Raw genomic sequence first — 16478 nt, 5'->3', positions numbered from 1 at the left:
CGCTGGAACGAAGATGGGTGGGGCCGCGCCACGTTCGCGGCCCTCGCGGCCACGACCATGATGGATGTCAGGTCCCACGCGCATCGGGCAACGTTAGCGCGTGTCCGCAGGCGCAGGTCTACTACCGTCCCTGTTCAACGGTAGGACATGTTCCGACGACAGGGTTCCGCCACGTCGCAACGTCTCGGCCGCACATGAAATCCATTTTTTGAATGCAGTGTCATCGATGTGCATTGCAGCGCTTACCTGTTCAGCCGATTCTTCGCCCCGCAGTCGCTGCACAAGCGGACCGTCGAACTGGTCGGGCGAGACCACCGCGCCGTGTTCGAAGCTGGAATAAGTCGGCCCCACGACCATTGCGGCCCACAGCTCCGTGCGTATGGCACCGGTGGCGACACTGTCGTGATCCAGGCCGAAGTCGAACCATGTCGTATCCCAGTCAAGCACGCCACCGGAGAAAAGTGCGGCGTACAACTCACCGATGACGGACTGCTGCCACCCCATGATGCTCACGAGCACCTTTGGGGGTACGGGCACATCTGTTCTGGACTCCAGCAATGACTTGACCGCGTGATGGCGCGTGAAGCCGGGCAGACCCGGATACGCCTTGCGCTCGCTGGTTGGCAGTGCGCTGACCGCGGCAACGAGGCCTCTCAACGCATCGGCATACGGCGCCATCGTCGCTTGTTCCAAGTACGGACTGATGCGGCGCCAGGCATCATCGTCTCCAAGACCGAGAACGATCTGTTGCAGGCTCGATGGATCCGAGGTGCGACCTGTGGCGCTTCCCTGCCTCGCCTCCCATACCGCAGGAAGCCCTTGGCTCCAATCCACTCGGGGCGGATCGAACGAGCGCACGAGCGGGGCCTGCATGGCAGCTCCATTGCCAACTGCTCGCAGCGAAAGCGGGCCGGGAGCGGTCGTACTCACGCGCGCGCCCGGTGCGGAGGGCTCTCGCAGGATGGAGCGGCTGCCAACAGGGGACATCGGAAACACGGGGGTAGCGCGCCTGATTTCACGAATTTCAGTAAAACTGTTCGCCTGCGGATACGCTTTCGCATTCCGCTCAACATGGGCGAGCTGACCCGTGGCACGGTGCTGACCTGCGATGACGCACTGCCGCCACGGCCGCTTGGCCGTCATCCCGAGGTCGTCCACAACGCCCGTCCGGCAAACGCCACCCCCACCAGTGCCACAACGATCAGCAGCACGCCCGAGCACCGCAGCAGCGCACGCTGCAGCACCGGTCGCAGCAATCGACGCACCAGCTGGAACATCACCATCAGCGTAGCGAAATCAAGCGCCACCCAGAGCAGTGTCAGCACCACGAGGCTGAGTGCCGGCTGCGGCATGATGCCGATGAACTGCGGGAAGAACGAGGCGAAGAAGATGATGTCCTTGGGGTTGGCGATGGCGACCATGAAGCCTTTGCCGAAGCCGCCGACACCGCCACCTGACTGCGGCCGGCCTTCGAAGGGGACCGCGCGCAGCAGCCCCCAGCCGACGTAGCCGATGTACAGCGCCCCCAGCAGTTTGATGCCGTTGAAGTACGCCTCATCGATGGCCAGCAGACCCTGGACCATGAGCGCCGACAGCGCGATCAGCAGCAGCGAGGCCGCATTGGTACCGGCGATGGTCGACAACGCGCGCCTCGGCCCACCGGACAGTCCCGCACTGACCACCAGGATCATCACCGGGCCGGGCAGCGCGATCATCACCGTGACCGTCACGATGTACAGCAGCAACAGGTTCAGATCGAATCCGATCATCGGAGGCGCCTGCGCTGCGTGGAGAACGGGCAGCACGCAGGCGCCTCCAGCCCTGGCTCGTCCAGCTGGTACTGCATCCATTCGCGGTTGCCCGGTTCGCCATGGAATCCCAGACTCGCCGGCGCAGGTGCCTGGTTGTAGCTTTCCACGCGACTGCGGATCCGCGCGCGCAACGTGCGCCCATGCGGCGAGGCCGCGCTGGCGACCACGTCGAAGTTCTCGCGCGGGTTGACCACCAGCACCAGGCATCGGCCCAGGTTGCGACTCTTCAGTTGCACATGGGCGGCCGAGCTGATGTTGACGAACAACGGCACGCCGTTGAAGCAGAAACTCCAAGCCGGGTCGTCGGTTTCATCGGGCACCTTCGCAGGCCATGCCTGCGGATCGTAGCGATGCAGCCACTCCAGCAGTTGCCACGCCGCCGCGTGCTGGTCCATTGGCTGCTCGTCTTCCTCGTTGCGGAAGACCAGACACAGCGGCCGATAGAGACGCTCCTCGATGGCGACCGTCTTGACCATGTCAGTGTAGGCGGTCAGTGCTTCACGCGCGGCAACGTAGCGATCGCGCTCGCAGAACTGGAACCAGATGGAACCGGCCCGCCACGCCTTGCGCGCGAACAGGCACGGGAAGTCCACATCCGCCAGCCGCTGGCTGATTTCTTCGCGTGCCACCTGCTGCCAGGCAGGCGGTTCGAGACCGGTATGGCTGCCTGTTTCTTCGCCTGCACCCCGCATCCCACTCTCCCCCTCCGTTGCATGGGAAAAGCCTAGGGAGCGCGCTGGCAGCGCACTTGCAGGAATCGCTCGCCACCGGCGTAACGGGCGTCGGCGATGGCCGTTCCCGCTGCGTTGACACGGTGCCGCGATAAGGTCGTGTGGCTTGCGAGCGCCCTGCACGCCTTCCCCTCCAGGAGACCCCAGTGAACTCACGACGTCAGTTTCTTTCCCTTGCCGCGGCCAGCGCGGCGGTCATGGCGGCCTCGCCGTTGTTCGCGCAGTCACCGGCACCGGGCAGCGTGCTGCCCACGCGTGGCACACCCCGCAGCGGCGGCAGCCCGGTTGCGCGACCGCAGCCCGCAGGTGGCCGCTACCGTCCGCCGACCCGCATGGGACTCGGCGGTGCGCCCTTGGGAGGCAGCCTGGCACCCACTACCCGTGACGCAGCACAGGCCACCATGGCGGCGGCGTGGGCATCGGGCGTCCGCCTGTTCGACACCTCGCCCTGGTATGGGCTGGGCCTGAGCGAGCGGCGCATGGGCAATGAACTGCACCTGCACCCCGCCGATCAGTACACCCTCAGCAGCAAGATCGGTCGCCTGCTCACGGGCACGTCCGGCCCCCTGCAGAAAACCAACTGGCACGATCCGGCGCCGTTCCGTTATCGCTACGACTATTCCGCAGACGGCGCACGGCGTTCCGTGGAAGACAGCCTCAACCGGTTGGGCGTGTCGCAGTTGGATATCGTGTTCATCCATGACCTGTCGCCGGAGAACGAAAAAGACCTCGGCATGCCGTGGGAACAGCGCTTTGCCGAAGCACTGCGCGGCGCCATGCCGGAACTGTCGAAGATGCGCGAGGAAGGCTTGATCAAAGGCTGGGGGTTCGGGGTGAACCGGCCGCAACCGGCACTGCGCGCGGTGGTCGAATCGGATCCGGACATCATGCTGCTGGCCTGCCAGTACTCACTGCTGGACCACGAAACCACCCTGCGCGACACCTTCCCGAAGCTCGCTGAAAAAGGCGTATCGGTGATGGTGGGCTCACCGCTGTTGGCAGGCTACCTGACCGGCCGCGAGCGCTATCTGTACGGCAGCCCGATCCCGGAGTGGGCGCCGGCCAAGCGCGCCAAGATCGCCGCGATCTGCGAGCGCCATGGCATCGACCTGCGCACTGCGGCGCTGCAGTTTGCCGACGCGCCGTCGGTGGTCTCGTGCATCGTCCCCGGTGCACGGACGCCCGAGCAGGTCCGCGCGAACGTCGCGTCGATGTCCATCGCCATCCCGGCGGATTTCTGGGCGGAACTGAAAAAAGAAAAACTGATTGCCGCCGACGCCGAAGTGCCTGCATGACGCGTGGATCGAGCGGTGGATTGACGGCGTGGTGGATTGATCGCGCGGTGGATTGATCGCTTGGTAGAGCCGACTTCGGTCGGCTGCTGTTGGCGCGCTCGCCGTCCCGCATTCCGCCGAGCATGGCTCGGCGCTACCAGGGCTGCGGTCTCCATTTCGTGCGGGCTGCGGGTCTCGGTTCCTCGCAGCGTCCGTGCGGAAATCAATGCGGACTGGCGGTCGGACGGACGATGATCTCACTGGTATCCACATCAGCCGGCTGCGCCACCGCAAACGCGATCGCACGTGCCACTGCCTCGGCCGGAATCGCCGTCGCGCGGAACGCCTTCATTTCCTCGCGGCCCTGCGCATCGGAAATACTGTCCGCCAGTTCGGACGTGGTGACACCCGGGCTGATGGTGGTCACCCGTATCGACGGACTCTCCTGCCGCAGCCCCTCGGAGATCGCCCAGACCGCGTACTTGGTTGCGCAGTAGACCGCCGCCGTCGGTGACACCGCATGCGCCCCGATGGAGGCAATGTTGATCACCTGCCCGTGGCCCTGCGCCTGCATCTGCGGCAGCACCGCTGCGATCCCGTGCAGCACCCCGCGGATGTTGACGTCGATCATGCGATCCCACTCATCCAGCTTCAACGACGCCAGTGGGGACAGTGGCATGACCCCTGCGTTGTTGATGATCACGTCCACCCGCCCGTAGGTCTCCACGGCACGCTGGACGAAATCCGCCGTCTGCGTTCGATCGGTGACATCCAGCGCCAGCGCCATCGCGGTTCCGCCGGCAGCCTGGATCTCGATCACCAGTGCCTGCAACCGATCGATGCGGCGCGCCCCCAGCACCACCGTCGCGCCCTGCTGCGCAAGCAGCCGCGCGGTGGCCTCGCCGATCCCGCTGCTGGCCCCGGTGATGAGCACGATCTTGTCCTGAATCTGGTTCATGGCGAACTCCTGCGGTGACTTCGTGGAAGAGCAGTCACCTTACGAGCGTGTCAGTGTCCAGAGAACTCCCCGTCCGCTGGACAGAGTGGTTAGTATCGGTAACCAATGGACACCGATCTCAACCTGCTGCGCCTGTTCCTTGCCGTTGCCGAGGGAGGCAACTTCCGTGCGGCGGCTGATCGCCTGGGCGTGACCCGCTCTGCGGTGAGCCAAGGCATCCGGCGACTGGAGGACGGCCTGGGCATCGCGCTGGTGCAGCGCTCCACCCGCAGCGTGCGGCTGACCGAGGCCGGCGAGCGGCTGCTCAGCCAAATCGCCGCGCCATTGAACGTCGTTGCCTCGGCACTCGAAGATGCCGCCAGTGTGGGTGAGCCACGCGGCCTGCTGCGCGTTGCGGTGACCTCCATCGCCGAGCGCTTCCTGTCCGGGCCGGTGATATCCGACTTCCTGCAGACGCATCCCGGCATCACGCTGGATGTCACCGTGACCGACGCGCCATCGGACATCGTGGCGGCCGGCTTCGACGCGGGCGTGCGGCTGGGTGAGGTGATCGAACAGGACATGGTGGCCATCGCGCTTACCGGTCCGCAGCGCGAGGTCGTCGTCGCCTCGCCCGGCTATGTCGCGGAGCATGGCGTTCCCACGCATCCCGGCGAGCTCTCCCGCCACCGCTGTATCGGTTGGCGACCCGCGCCGGAAGCAGCGCCGTATCGCTGGGAGTTCGCCGAGGGCGGCCGCGCGTTCGACGTCACCGTATCCCCGCAGTTGACCACCAACGACATGTTGCTGATGGTCCGTACCGCGCTGTCCGGCGGGGGCATCACCTTCGGCATGGAAGAAACCTTCGCCCCGTACATCGCGCGCGGCGAATTGGTGACGATGCTGGAGACGTACCTGCCGCCCTTCCCTGGCTTCTTTCTGTATTTTCCAAGCCGCCATAATCCGCCGGCGAAGTTGCGCGCACTGATAGACCACATCCGCGCCCACACCCCGGCAGCCGACGGGTAGAGTCGACGGGTAGAGCCGACTTCAGTCGGCTGCACCGAACCAGCCGGCTGAAGCCGGCTCTACCAATAGCGGCGCCGGCTGAAGCCGGCTCTACCAACGGCGGCTATGCGTCAGCGGAAAAACTGGCTTGGACTGAGGCCGAACCGCTTCTTGAACATGCTGGCAAACGCACTGGGGCTGTCATACCCCAACGCCAGGGCGACATCGATCACCTTGCCGCCCTGCGCCAGCCGTTCCAACGCACGCAGAAGGCGCGCCTGCTGCCGCCACTGCCCGAACGTCATGCCCAACTCGCGCGCGCACAGACGCTGGATGGTCTTTACGTCGATCTGCAGGCGCTGCGCCCAATCCTGCAGGGTCGAGACATCGTGGGGCGTGCGCTCCCAGTGGCGTGCAATGCGCCGCAGGCGTGGATCGCGGGGTTCGGGCAGGTGCAGCGGCAGCACGGGGAGGGTCTGCAATTCGTCAATGATCAACTGCATGAGCCGGCCGTCACGGGAATCCGGCGCGTAGGGCTGGGGCACCTCGACTGCAGCGTGGATCAGCGCGGCGAGCAAGGGGGTGATCGACACCGTGGACGCTTCGGCGGCTGCATGCGGCATCGCCTGTGGCGCGATGTACAGGCTGCGCATGCGCACCGGCCCCAGGCAATCGACCCGATGCCCGACCCCGGCAGGCATCCAGATCGCGCGCGTGCTGGGCACCACCCAGCGACCCGTGCCGGCATGCACCACCAGCACCCCGCTTTCGGCATAGACCAGTTGGTGCCGATCTGGGTGATGGTGCAGCGGGATGACGGTATCGGCCTGATAGTTGCGCGCCCGGCAGAACACCGCCGTGGACGGGCCTATCGGCAGGGGACGCCCCTGACCGGCAGGCGCCGAGTTGTCCTTTTCTCGATGATCCATGACCATATCGCGCGGGAGGGACTTCGGCGGCGACTTTACCATGCGGCTCCCCCCGCTGATGCAGCGCGCCCATGTCCAGTACCACCCCTTCATTGTCATCCTCCGTCGCTGCACCGCGCCGTCGCTTGGTCGGCGGCGTCCTTGCCGCGATCACCGGCTCGCATCTGGTCAACGACATGATGCAGTCGCTGATCCTGGCGCTGTATCCGATCCTGAAGGGGCAGTTCCATCTCAGCTTCGCCCAGATCGGCCTGATCACCCTCACATACCAGCTCACTGCGTCGCTGTTCCAGCCACTCATCGGGCTGCGCACGGACCGTCGTCCCGCCCCCTACTCCCTGCCCTTCGGCATGGTGTCCACGCTGTGTGGTCTGCTGTTGTTGGCCTATGCCCCCAGCTTCACGCTGGTGCTGGCAGCTGCCATGTTGGTGGGTATCGGGTCGGCGATCTTCCACCCTGAATCCTCGCGCATCGCACGCTTGGCTTCTGGTGGTCGGCATGGCTTGTCACAGTCGGTGTTCCAGGTCGGCGGCAATACCGGCACCGCGATCGGTCCGTTGCTGGCGGCGGCGGTGATCGTCCCTAACGGCCGTACCAGTGTGGCGTGGTTTGCCGGCGCAGCGCTGATCGGCATCGCACTGCTGACCTATGTCAGCCGGTGGTATCAGCAGCACTTGGCCAGCGTGGCAGCGGAACCACGGCGGCCGTGTTCCGCAGACCCCGCCGGATCGGCGGAGGTGCTTCCTGCCCGCACGGTGCGCTGGGTGATCGGCATCCTGCTGGTGCTGATCTTCAGCAAGTACTTCTACATCGCCGGCCTGAGCAGCTATTACACGTTCTTCCTGATACAGAAGTTCCATGTGTCCGTGCAGAGCGCACAGATGCACCTGTTCGCGTTCCTGCTGGCGTCTGCCGCGGGCACCTTGATCGGCGGTCCGGTGGGCGACCGCATTGGCCGCAAGCCGGTGATCTGGGCCTCCATCCTCGGCGTGGCGCCGTTCGCCCTCGCCCTGCCGTACGTGGACCTGGCGTGGACCGGCGTGCTGGCGGTGATCATCGGCTTTGTGCTGTCTTCTGCGTTCTCGGCGATCCTGGTGTATGCGCAGGAACTGATGCCGCATCGCATCGGCACCGTGTCCGGCTTGTTCTTCGGCTTCGCCTTCGGCATGGGCGGACTGGGCGCCGCCGTGCTCGGCGTGCTGGCCGACCACACCGGTATCGTGCACGTGTACCAGCTGATCTCGTTCCTGCCGCTGCTCGGCATCGTCGCCGCCCTGCTGCCGAACCGCCGTGCGTGACAGCGCAGAGCCGACGTCAGTCGGATGTCTACACCCCGTGCCCTCCGACCACTCCGCCGAGCACGGCTCGGCGCTACCTGGGCATGCTTGGATCATCGCCCTTGCGGTAATCTTGCGGTCCCCCGCCCAAGGAAGCTGCCGTGCGCACCGTGCACGCCCTGCGTTACGTCACCCCGCTGCGCGAAGGGGGATCGCTGCCTGCCATCGTCGAGACCGACGATGACGGGATGGTGGTCCTCAAGTTCCGCGGTGCCGGGCAAGGCCCCAAGGCGCTCATTGCCGAACTGATTGCCGGCGAGCTTGCCCGAACGCTGGACCTGCCTATTCCGGAGATCATGTTCGTCGAGCTGGACCGCGAGTTCGCCCGCACCGAACCCGATCCGGAAATCCAGGAACTGATACGGGCCAGTGAGGGCCTGAATCTGGGCAGTGATTATCTTCCCGGGGCCATCAATTACGATCCTGCGGCCATGCCCGTGGAGGTGGAGCTGGCCTCGCGCATCGTCTGGTTCGATGCGTTCACCAGCAATGTGGATCGCACTGCGCGCAATCCCAACCTGATGGTCTGGCATCGCAAGCTGTACCTGATCGACCACGGTGCAGCGATGTACTTCCACCACGACTGGGACAGTGCGGGTGAAGCCTGCACGAAGCCGTTCGTGCTGATCCGTGACCACGTGCTGTTGCCGTTTGCCTCATGCATTGCCGGTGTTGACGAGGCGTTGGCGGCGCGCCTGCCGCCGCAGGAGATCGAGCGCATCGTGGCCTTGGTGCCCGATGCCTGGCTGGTCAACGAGCCGGCTTTCCAGACCCCGGCGATGTACCGACAGGCATACGTCGACTATTTCGTCCATCGCCTGCGCGTCCGCGCCGCCTTCGTCCAGGAGGCCATTCGTGCCCACGCTGCACACATATGACTACGCGGTGATCCGCGTGGTACCCCGGGTCGACCGCGAGGAGTTCATCAACGTCGGCGTGATCGTGTCCTGCCCCGGCGCCCAGCACCTGGAAGCCGCAATCGAGATCGATCCGGCGCGCTTGCATGCATTCGCACCGACGCTCGAACTTCAGGACCTGCAGCCGTGGCTGGACGCCATCGTGGCCATCTGCCGCGGCGACGCCGGCGCCGGACCCATCGCGCAACTGCCGGCGCGGGCCCGTTTCCACTTTCTGACGGCAAAACGCAGCTCAGTGGTGCAGATGTCGAGCACGCATGTCGGCCGTACCGCCGACCCGCAGGGGGTGGTGGAGCATCTGCTGAAGAAGATGGTGCGGGTCCCGACCTAGTTGTTTGACACCCCGCGAACGGCTGGCGGGGGGAGTAGAGCCGACTTCAGTCGGCTTGTGTGACACCGCTGCGGATGGTGGAGAGGTAGAGCCGACTTCAGTCGGCTTGCGTGACACCGCGCGAACGGCAGCCGGCTGAAGCCGGCTCTACCGGGGCAGTCACATAACGGGTGCCTGGGGGTCGTCTATTTCTTCCCGCGTCCATCGGCACCCGGTGTGCGGGTATTCGCCGAGGGTGGTGGCGAGACCTGCGCGGATGGGGTTGGCCAGGATGTAGCGGGCGTGCTTGTGCAACGATACATCTGCCCGGACGGCGTGATCGTGATACCCCGGTTGCCAGATCGCGCCACCCCGGCCTCGCTGCCGATTGATCTGCAGACTGCTCCCCCCTTTCATGGATTGCATGCACTGCGCCAGTGATCCTTGCTGCAGTTGGAAGAGCCAGTGCAGATGGTCTGGCATGGCAACCCATGCGAACGTGCTGGTGAAGCCTCGGACGTCGTGAGACGCGATGACCTCCCTGATGATGGCCGGGTTGGCGGGGTCAAGGAACAGCGGCGCGCGGTGGCGGCAGATCGTGGTGACGGCGTAGACGTTGCCGAGCGAGGAGTGGCGGCCGAGGTGGAGGCGTGGGCTGGACATGCTGTCCATGGTGGGCAGCACCGGGGGGGCACGGAATCGGCGCACAGTGGTAAGTGGGGTGAGAGATGCACCCTGAGTGGCGACGGCGGGGGTAGAGCCGACTTCAGTCGACTGGTTTTAGAGCCCGCGAACGGCAGCCGACTGAAGTCGGCTCTACCTGCTGCGGTTGGGCTTCCGGCGAAAGGCAGCCGACTGAAGTCGGCTCTACCGTCTACATGCCGCCGGTATAACGAAAAACGCCGGCTTGGGGCCGGCGTTCTTCGTTCATCACTCCTGCGGCGTCTCGTCGCCTGGCACCGGGGCAGTGGGCGCTTCGGTGGGGGTGTCGACCGCCACGTCCAGCTCCTCCGCCTCGATGAAGGCATCCATCCGCTCGACGGCCTGCAGTTTCTCTTCCTTCGACAGGCGGATCAGGGTGACACCCTGGGTGTTGCGGCCGACACGGCTGATTTCCGAGCCGCGCGTACGCACCAAGGTACCGCCATCGGAGATCAGCAGCACTTCGTCGGCCGGCCCCATCAGCACCGCAGCGACCAGCTTGCCGTTGCGCTCACTGGTCTGGATGCCGATCACACCCTGCGTGCCGCGACCCTTGCGCGGATACTCCGGCAGCGGCGTGCGCTTGCCGTAGCCGTTCTCGGTGGCGGTCAGGATGAACTGCATGCCTGCCTCGTCACCAACGTCGACCACGACGTCCGCGCTCTCCACGCTGGTGTCTTCGACGGTGCTGTCGTCCTCGATCTCTTCCTCAACGCCGCCGGCACTCTCTGCGACGATCAGGCTGACGACTTCCTCACCCTTGGGCATCTTGATGCCGCGCACGCCGGTGGCGGTGCGGCCCATCGAGCGGACCTTGTCTTCACCGAAGCGCACGGTCTTGCCATTCGATGCGAACAGCAGGATGTCCCGCACACCGTCGGTCAACCCGACGCCGACCAGGGCATCGCCCTCGTCGAGGTTGATGGCGATCTTGCCGCGCGCAAGACGGAACGCGAACTCACTGAGCGGCGTTTTCTTTACCGTACCGTTGCGGGTGGCGAAGAACACGAACTGGCCTTCGGTGTACTCGCGCACCGGCAATACGGCCTGCACGCGTTCACCCGGCTCCAGCGGAATCCAGTTGATGATCGGGCGGCCACGGGCATTGGAACCGGCCTCCGGCAACTGGTGCACCGGCAGCCAGAACACCTTGCCCGCGCTGGTGAAGGTCAGCAGCGTGTCATGGGTGTTGACCAGCCAGAGCTGCTCGATGAAATCCTCTTCTTTCGTCGACGCGGCACTGCGGCCACGACCGCCACGGCGCTGTGCACGGTACGCACTGACCGGCTGGCGCTTGGCGTAGCCGGCATGGGACAGCGTGACCACTACGTCTTCCGGCGCGATGAGGTCGAGGATGTCCAGGTCTTCTTCGCTGTGGCGGATCTCGGTGCGTCGTTCGTCGCCGAACTCTTCGCGCACGTTGATCAGCTCTTCGCGGATGACCTCCAGCAGGCGGTCCGGATTCTCCAGGATGTGGATCAGCCCGGCGATCACTTCCAGCAGCTGCTTGTACTCGTCGGTCAGCCTGTCCTGCTCCAGCCCGGTCAGGCGGTGCAGGCGCATTTCCAGGATCTGCGTCGCCTGGATCTCGGTCAGCTGGTAGCCGCCTTCGATCAGGCCCACGCCCTTGGGCAGGTCTTCCGGGCGCGATGCTTCGGCGCCGGCAGCGCCCAGCAGCGAACCCACCAGACCCGGATCCCACACGCGCGTCAGCATGCGCTCGCGGGCTTCGTTCGGGTTGGCCGAGCTCTTGATCAGCTCGATCATCTCGTCGATGTTGGCCAGTGCAACGGTCAAGCCTTCCAGCACGTGGGCACGGGCGCGCGCCTTGCGCAGCTCGAACACGGTGCGGCGGGTGACCACTTCACGGCGATGGCGGACGAACGCCTCGAGCATCTGCTTGAGGTTCATCAACTGCGGACGGCCGTCGACCAGCGCCACCATGTTGATGCCGAACACCGATTCCATCTGGGTCTGCTGGTAGAGGTTGTTCAACACAACTTCCGCCGACTCGCCGCGCTTGATCTCGATGAAGATGCGCATGCCGTCCTTGTCGGACTCATCGCGCAGTTCGCTGATGCCTTCGAGTTTCTTTTCCTTGACCAGCTCGGCGATCTTCTCGATCAGACGCGCCTTGTTCACCTGGTACGGGATTTCGGTGACGATGATGGATTCGCGGCCGTTATCGGCCACTTCCACGTCCGCCTTGGCCCGGATGCGCACGCGGCCACGCCCGGTACGGTAACCGGCGATGATGCCGGCCGTGCCATTGACGATGCCGGCGGTGGGGAAATCCGGGCCCGGGATGTATTCCATCAGCCCATCGACGTCGATCTCCGGGTTATCGATCAACGCGATGCAGGCGTTGATGGACTCGGTGAGATTGTGCGGCGGGATGTTGGTCGCCATGCCCACGGCAATACCGGCCGAGCCGTTGACCAGCAGGTTCGGGAACCGGGTCGGCATGACCGTCGGTTCGAGTTCCTTTTCGTCGTAGTTGGGCTGGAAATTGACCGTTTCCTTGTCCAGGTCAGCCATGAGTTCATGGGTGAGCTTGGACATGCGGGCTTCGGTGTAACGCATGGCCGCGGCGGAGTCACCGTCGACGGAACCGAAGTTGCCTTGGCCATCAACCAGCATGTAGCGCAGCGAGAACGGCTGTGCCATGCGCACCAGCGTGTCGTACACCGACTGATCGCCATGCGGATGATACTTACCGATGACGTCACCGACGATACGGGCCGACTTGAAGTAAGGCTTGTTGCTGTGCGCGTTCAACTCATTCATCGCGAACAGCACACGGCGATGCACGGGCTTGAGGCCGTCGCGCGCATCAGGCAATGCGCGCCCCACGATCACGCTCATCGCGTAATCGAGGTAGCTCTTGCGCATCTCGTCTTCCAGATTTACCTGGATGATTTCCTTGGCGGATTCTGCCATTCGGGTTCCGTTGTCTGGTAGCGGTCCAGTCCGTCGCGCCAGCCCTTGCGGAGCGGCAGCGACGGAATCTCGATTAACTGACGGAGTCTACCACAACGCAGGCTTTTCCGCCCCTGTTCAGCCGGTTTTTACCCGAAGAAATCAGCAACTTAGGGGCCGGTTCGCGGTGATCGGAGCGAGCTCGGCCCATCAGCGGCTGAAAGCGGCCTGCATGCTCGCTACCGACGGGGCCAGAATGACGCCGCGCTCGGTGACGATGGCATCGATCAGCTCGCCCGGCGTGACATCGAACACCGGGTTCCAGGCGGCGATGCCCTCTGCCACCGTGCGCGTGCCACCGACACCGTACAGCTCACCCGGGTCACGCTGCTCGATCTCGATCTCGGTGCCATCAGCGGTATCCATGTCGACCGTCGAGGACGGTGCCACCACCATGAATTTGACGCCGTGGTGGCGCGCGGCGATCGCCAGCTGATAGGTGCCGATCTTGTTGGCCGTATCACCGTTGGCACAGATGCGGTCTGCGCCAACGATCACCCACTGCACCGCACCGGTTTTCATCAGGTGCGAAGCGGCCGAATCGGCGATGAGGGTGGCATCGATACCGTCCTGCTGGAGTTCCCACACCGTCAGCCGGGCGCCCTGCAGCCATGGCCGTGTTTCACCGGCGAACACGCGCGCGATGCGCTCCTGCGCCATGCCGGCACGAATCACCCCGAGGGCGGTACCGAAGCCGGCCGTGGCCAGTGAACCGGTGTTGCAATGGGTCAGCACGCCGCTGCCGGGCTCGATCAGGCCAGCGCCCAGTGCCCCCATGTGGCGGTTGGCCGCGAGGTCTTCGGTGGCGATCGCTTCGGCCTCAGCCTCCAGCACCTGCTTCCACTGGCCATCGGCTACGGCCAGCACGCGCCGCATGCGGGCCAGGGCCCACGCGAGGTTGACCGCTGTCGGCCGCGACGCATCGAGGCGTTGCAGCGCAGGCTCCAGCTTCATCAGCGCCTGCGCGCCGTCGTCGGCGTCCACCTCGCGGGCGGCAAGCACGACGCCCCACGCGGCGGCGATGCCGATGGCGGGTGCGCCGCGCACGGTCAGCGCATGGATCGCCGCGGCGACGTCGTCGCTGGTGGTGCACGCCACGTGCTCCACCACGAAGGGCAGCTTGCGCTGATCCAGCAGTTGCAGGGCGTCGCCGGTCCACAGGATCGGACGGATGTGGTCGTAGCGGGCGTAATCGATATCGGTAGGCGCGTTCATGCGCCCATTGTAATGCGCGCTCAGTTCACCGAGAACTCGGCGCGGCAGCCATCGTCCACCCACACCCCGCGCTTGTCCCAACCCCAGCTGCGGCCTTCCACGCAGGGGCTGCCGGACAGCTGGCGGACCATGTTCGCGCCGGTGCTGATCGTGGCCCCACAGAAGCGTTTGCGCCGGTCCTTGGATTCGCAGGTCAACCGGCGCGGCACATCGACGAAGCCGCCGCCGTCTTCCGCGCCGATCTCAAAGTCGCCCTCGCAGCCACGGGTGGTCCAGATTTCGTTGCGCCGGTAGCCCCAACTGTGGCCTTCGCGGCAAGGCATGCGCGAGTTCTGCCGCAGCAGGCGCACCGGCGCCCCTTCCAGGCGCACCGGGCAGCTCTGCGGGCGGCCGTTGGATTCGCAACGCACGACGCGGCGCACCAGCTTGGGCGCGGCCCCTTCGACCGCGGGCGCTGCGTTACCGCGCGCGCGGAACTCGCCCCGGCAGCCGAGGGTGACCCACACGCCTGAACGGTCGGTGCCCCACTCGCTGCCGCGCACGCACGCGTTGTCAGACAGCTGGCGGACCAGTTCAACGCCTCCACTGACGTCCATATCGCAATGCTTCCACTCCAGATCGCGGGACTGGCAGCGCACCACCTCGCCGGCATAGCCGCCCTGCCCCGGTGCCGCGGCCGCCGAAGGCAGCAACGCGGTCCAGAGCAGCAGCGCGCCCATCGATGCCCCCGTGCTTGCCAACAGCTTGTTCAACGACAACCCCGCCTGTAATCGCGATTCACTTGCCACCATGCGGCAACCGGCGTGATAAGAGCATCATCACGCGCGCGCCGCAAGCGTAAAACGCGTCGTTCAGGCACGGCTGAAATCAAACGCCAGCACGTCGGCGATGCGCGGGGTCTGCGCCATCGCCATCAGCAGCCGGTCCACCCCCACCGCCACGCCCGCGCAGGCTGGCATTGCCGGCAGGGCGGCGAGCAATGCGTCGTCCAGCGGGGGCAATACGTCACCGCGCGCCTGCCTGCGCACATGGTCGGCCTCGAACCGTGCGCGCTGTTCGTGCGCATCGCCAAGCTCGTGGTACCCGTTGGCCAGCTCCACCGGGCCAAGATACAGCTCGAAGCGTTCGGCCAGCGCAGGCGTACCGGGGCGGATGCGGGCCAGCGCGGCCTGCGACGCCGGCCAGTCGTGCACGACGGTCATGACCGCGTCGTCGAATCCAGGCTGGATGCAATGGGTCATCAGCAGGTCCAGCCAGTCGTCACGCCCCAGGCCGGCGGGATCGATGGCGATGTCGGCCAGTGGCTGCCGCAACTGCTCGATGCTGTCCTCGAAGGGGTCAACGCCCACGCGCTGTTGGTACAGCGACCGGTAATCGATGACCTGCAGCGTCGCCTGCCGTCCCACCAGCGCGAGCGCCTGATTCACCAGTGCGGCGGTTTCCACCAGCAGTCCATGATGATCCCAGCCGATGCGATACCACTCCAGCATGGTGAACTCGGGGTTGTGCCGCCCGCCTGCTTCCCCGTTGCGGAAAACACGCCCCAGTTCATAGCAGTCACCCACGCCTGCAGCCAGCAGACGCTTGAGCGGAAACTCCGGCGAGGTACGTAGCCAGCGCCGGCGCACGCCGGCATCGCGATGGCCGCTGAAATCGGTGTGGAAGCTGTCGATGTTCGGCTCGGTGTTGCCGGCCGCCGACAGGATCGGGGTCTCCACTTCCAGCACAGCGCGTTCGGCGAAGAACTGCCTGATGAGCGCATTGAGCGCGGCGCGCTGCCGCAGCGCGTGCAGCAAGGGGCTCACAGCACGCCGTCGCGCGGGTGGTCCAGCGGCAGCGTCATCAGGTCGCGCGTGTCGTCGATGTAACCGGTGGCGGTGTACAGACGGCGCGCCAGCTCGTTGTGGCGGTTCACTTCCAGGCGCAAGCGGCCGACGCCACGCCCGCGTGCGCGCTGCTCGACAATCGCCAGCGCCTGCTTGCCGCGCCCACGACCGCGTATGCCGGGGGCGAGATACAGTTCATCCAGCAGCGCAAAGTGCCCGCCCTGCTCCAGGCTGAAGCCCATGGCGATCACCACGTAGCCACCTACCGCGCCGTGCTCGTCCAGCAACATCAGCACCTCGCCGTTACGGGGATCGGCCAGCAGCGCATCCACGCCACGGCGCACGCGCGCATCATCGAATTCGATCTGGTCTTCGATGTAGAACGCGCGCATCAGCTCAATCAGCTGCGCCTCGTCGGCACGCGTGGCCAGGCGGAAATCCAGGGGGGCGGTCTGCATGCAAGTCTCCTTCAAGGGGGCGACCGGGCATCAGCCCGGCCTGT

General features: G+C 65.6%; 16 protein-coding genes. 5 read left to right on the top strand and 11 right to left on the bottom strand.

Features of this window, described 5'->3' with window-relative positions:
• Positions 1–93 precede the first annotated feature (93 nt).
• The 3 genes from ICJ04_RS07790 to ICJ04_RS07780 all read right to left on the bottom strand — a co-directional run bounded on the left by ICJ04_RS07790 (position 94) and on the right by ICJ04_RS07780 (position 2503).
• Complete coding sequence (locus ICJ04_RS07790) at positions 94–873, bottom strand: hypothetical protein (protein ID WP_188326939.1); 780 nt, start codon at positions 871–873, stop codon at positions 94–96.
• A gap of 266 nt (positions 874–1139) precedes the next feature.
• Positions 1140–1769: a LysE family translocator gene (locus tag ICJ04_RS07785; RefSeq protein WP_188326938.1), complete on the bottom strand. Its 630-nt coding sequence runs from the start codon at positions 1767–1769 to the stop codon at positions 1140–1142.
• A complete protein-coding gene (locus ICJ04_RS07780) occupies positions 1766–2503 on the bottom strand; it encodes a YqcI/YcgG family protein (protein WP_188326937.1) in 738 nt (245 codons plus the stop codon). Before ICJ04_RS07780 ends, ICJ04_RS07785 begins: the two co-directional genes overlap by 4 nt.
• A gap of 185 nt (positions 2504–2688) precedes the next feature.
• On the opposite strand from ICJ04_RS07780, the gene ICJ04_RS07775 reads away from it, so the two are divergent.
• Complete coding sequence (locus ICJ04_RS07775) at positions 2689–3837, top strand: aldo/keto reductase (protein ID WP_188326936.1); 1149 nt, start codon at positions 2689–2691, stop codon at positions 3835–3837.
• Positions 3838–4039: 202 nt separating this feature from the next.
• Here the strand turns inward: ICJ04_RS07775 and ICJ04_RS07770 are convergent, their stop codons facing one another.
• Positions 4040–4774, bottom strand: coding sequence for an SDR family oxidoreductase (locus ICJ04_RS07770; RefSeq protein ID WP_188326935.1), 735 nt, complete (start codon positions 4772–4774; stop codon positions 4040–4042).
• Positions 4775–4879: 105 nt separating this feature from the next.
• Here ICJ04_RS07770 and ICJ04_RS07765 point away from each other — a divergent pair, with 105 nt between their 5' ends.
• Positions 4880–5782 carry a LysR family transcriptional regulator gene (locus tag ICJ04_RS07765; protein WP_188326934.1) on the top strand — a complete coding sequence of 301 codons (903 nt, stop codon included), beginning with the start codon at positions 4880–4882 and terminating at the stop codon, positions 5780–5782.
• Positions 5783–5892: 110 nt separating this feature from the next.
• Here the strand turns inward: ICJ04_RS07765 and ICJ04_RS07760 are convergent, their stop codons facing one another.
• Positions 5893–6690 (bottom strand): helix-turn-helix transcriptional regulator, encoded by a 798-nt coding sequence (locus ICJ04_RS07760; RefSeq protein ID WP_188326933.1) that lies wholly within the window; start codon positions 6688–6690, stop codon positions 5893–5895.
• 71 nt (positions 6691–6761) lie between these two features.
• Here ICJ04_RS07760 and ICJ04_RS07755 point away from each other — a divergent pair, with 71 nt between their 5' ends.
• The 3 genes from ICJ04_RS07755 to ICJ04_RS07745 all read left to right on the top strand — a co-directional run bounded on the left by ICJ04_RS07755 (position 6762) and on the right by ICJ04_RS07745 (position 9275).
• Positions 6762–7988, top strand: a complete 1227-nt coding sequence (locus ICJ04_RS07755; RefSeq protein ID WP_188326932.1) for an MFS transporter — start codon at positions 6762–6764, stop codon at positions 7986–7988.
• A 140-nt stretch (positions 7989–8128) separates the two neighbouring features.
• Positions 8129–8905: a HipA family kinase gene (locus ICJ04_RS07750; RefSeq protein ID WP_188326931.1), complete on the top strand. Its 777-nt coding sequence runs from the start codon at positions 8129–8131 to the stop codon at positions 8903–8905.
• Positions 8883–9275 (top strand): DUF3037 domain-containing protein, encoded by a 393-nt coding sequence (locus ICJ04_RS07745; protein WP_188326930.1) that lies wholly within the window; start codon positions 8883–8885, stop codon positions 9273–9275. Before ICJ04_RS07750 ends, ICJ04_RS07745 begins: the two co-directional genes overlap by 23 nt.
• 159 nt (positions 9276–9434) lie before the next feature.
• Here ICJ04_RS07745 and ICJ04_RS07740 read toward each other — a convergent pair whose 3' ends face one another.
• The 6 genes from ICJ04_RS07740 to ICJ04_RS07715 all read right to left on the bottom strand — a co-directional run bounded on the left by ICJ04_RS07740 (position 9435) and on the right by ICJ04_RS07715 (position 16434).
• Positions 9435–9926 carry a transposase gene (locus ICJ04_RS07740; protein WP_342589187.1) on the bottom strand — a complete coding sequence of 164 codons (492 nt, stop codon included), beginning with the start codon at positions 9924–9926 and terminating at the stop codon, positions 9435–9437.
• A 258-nt stretch (positions 9927–10184) separates the two neighbouring features.
• Positions 10185–12896, bottom strand: a complete 2712-nt coding sequence (gene gyrA / locus ICJ04_RS07735; protein ID WP_188326929.1) for a DNA gyrase subunit A — start codon at positions 12894–12896, stop codon at positions 10185–10187.
• 189 nt (positions 12897–13085) lie between these two features.
• Positions 13086–14150, bottom strand: coding sequence for an S-methyl-5-thioribose-1-phosphate isomerase (gene mtnA / locus ICJ04_RS07730; protein WP_188326928.1), 1065 nt, complete (start codon positions 14148–14150; stop codon positions 13086–13088).
• A 20-nt stretch (positions 14151–14170) separates the two neighbouring features.
• Positions 14171–14869, bottom strand: a complete 699-nt coding sequence (locus tag ICJ04_RS07725; protein WP_188327241.1) for a DUF3011 domain-containing protein — start codon at positions 14867–14869, stop codon at positions 14171–14173.
• Between the two features lie 132 nt (positions 14870–15001).
• Positions 15002–15946, bottom strand: a complete 945-nt coding sequence (epmA, locus tag ICJ04_RS07720; protein WP_188327240.1) for an EF-P lysine aminoacylase EpmA — start codon at positions 15944–15946, stop codon at positions 15002–15004.
• A gap of 5 nt (positions 15947–15951) precedes the next feature.
• A complete protein-coding gene (locus ICJ04_RS07715) occupies positions 15952–16434 on the bottom strand; it encodes a GNAT family N-acetyltransferase (protein ID WP_188326927.1) in 483 nt (160 codons plus the stop codon).
• Positions 16435–16478: the final 44 nt, after the last annotated feature.

The organism is Stenotrophomonas sp. 169 (assembly GCF_014621775.1).
In the GTDB taxonomy this organism is placed as follows: Bacteria; Pseudomonadota; Gammaproteobacteria; order Xanthomonadales; family Xanthomonadaceae; genus Stenotrophomonas.
This window is presented reverse-complemented; position numbering and strand designations above follow the sequence as displayed.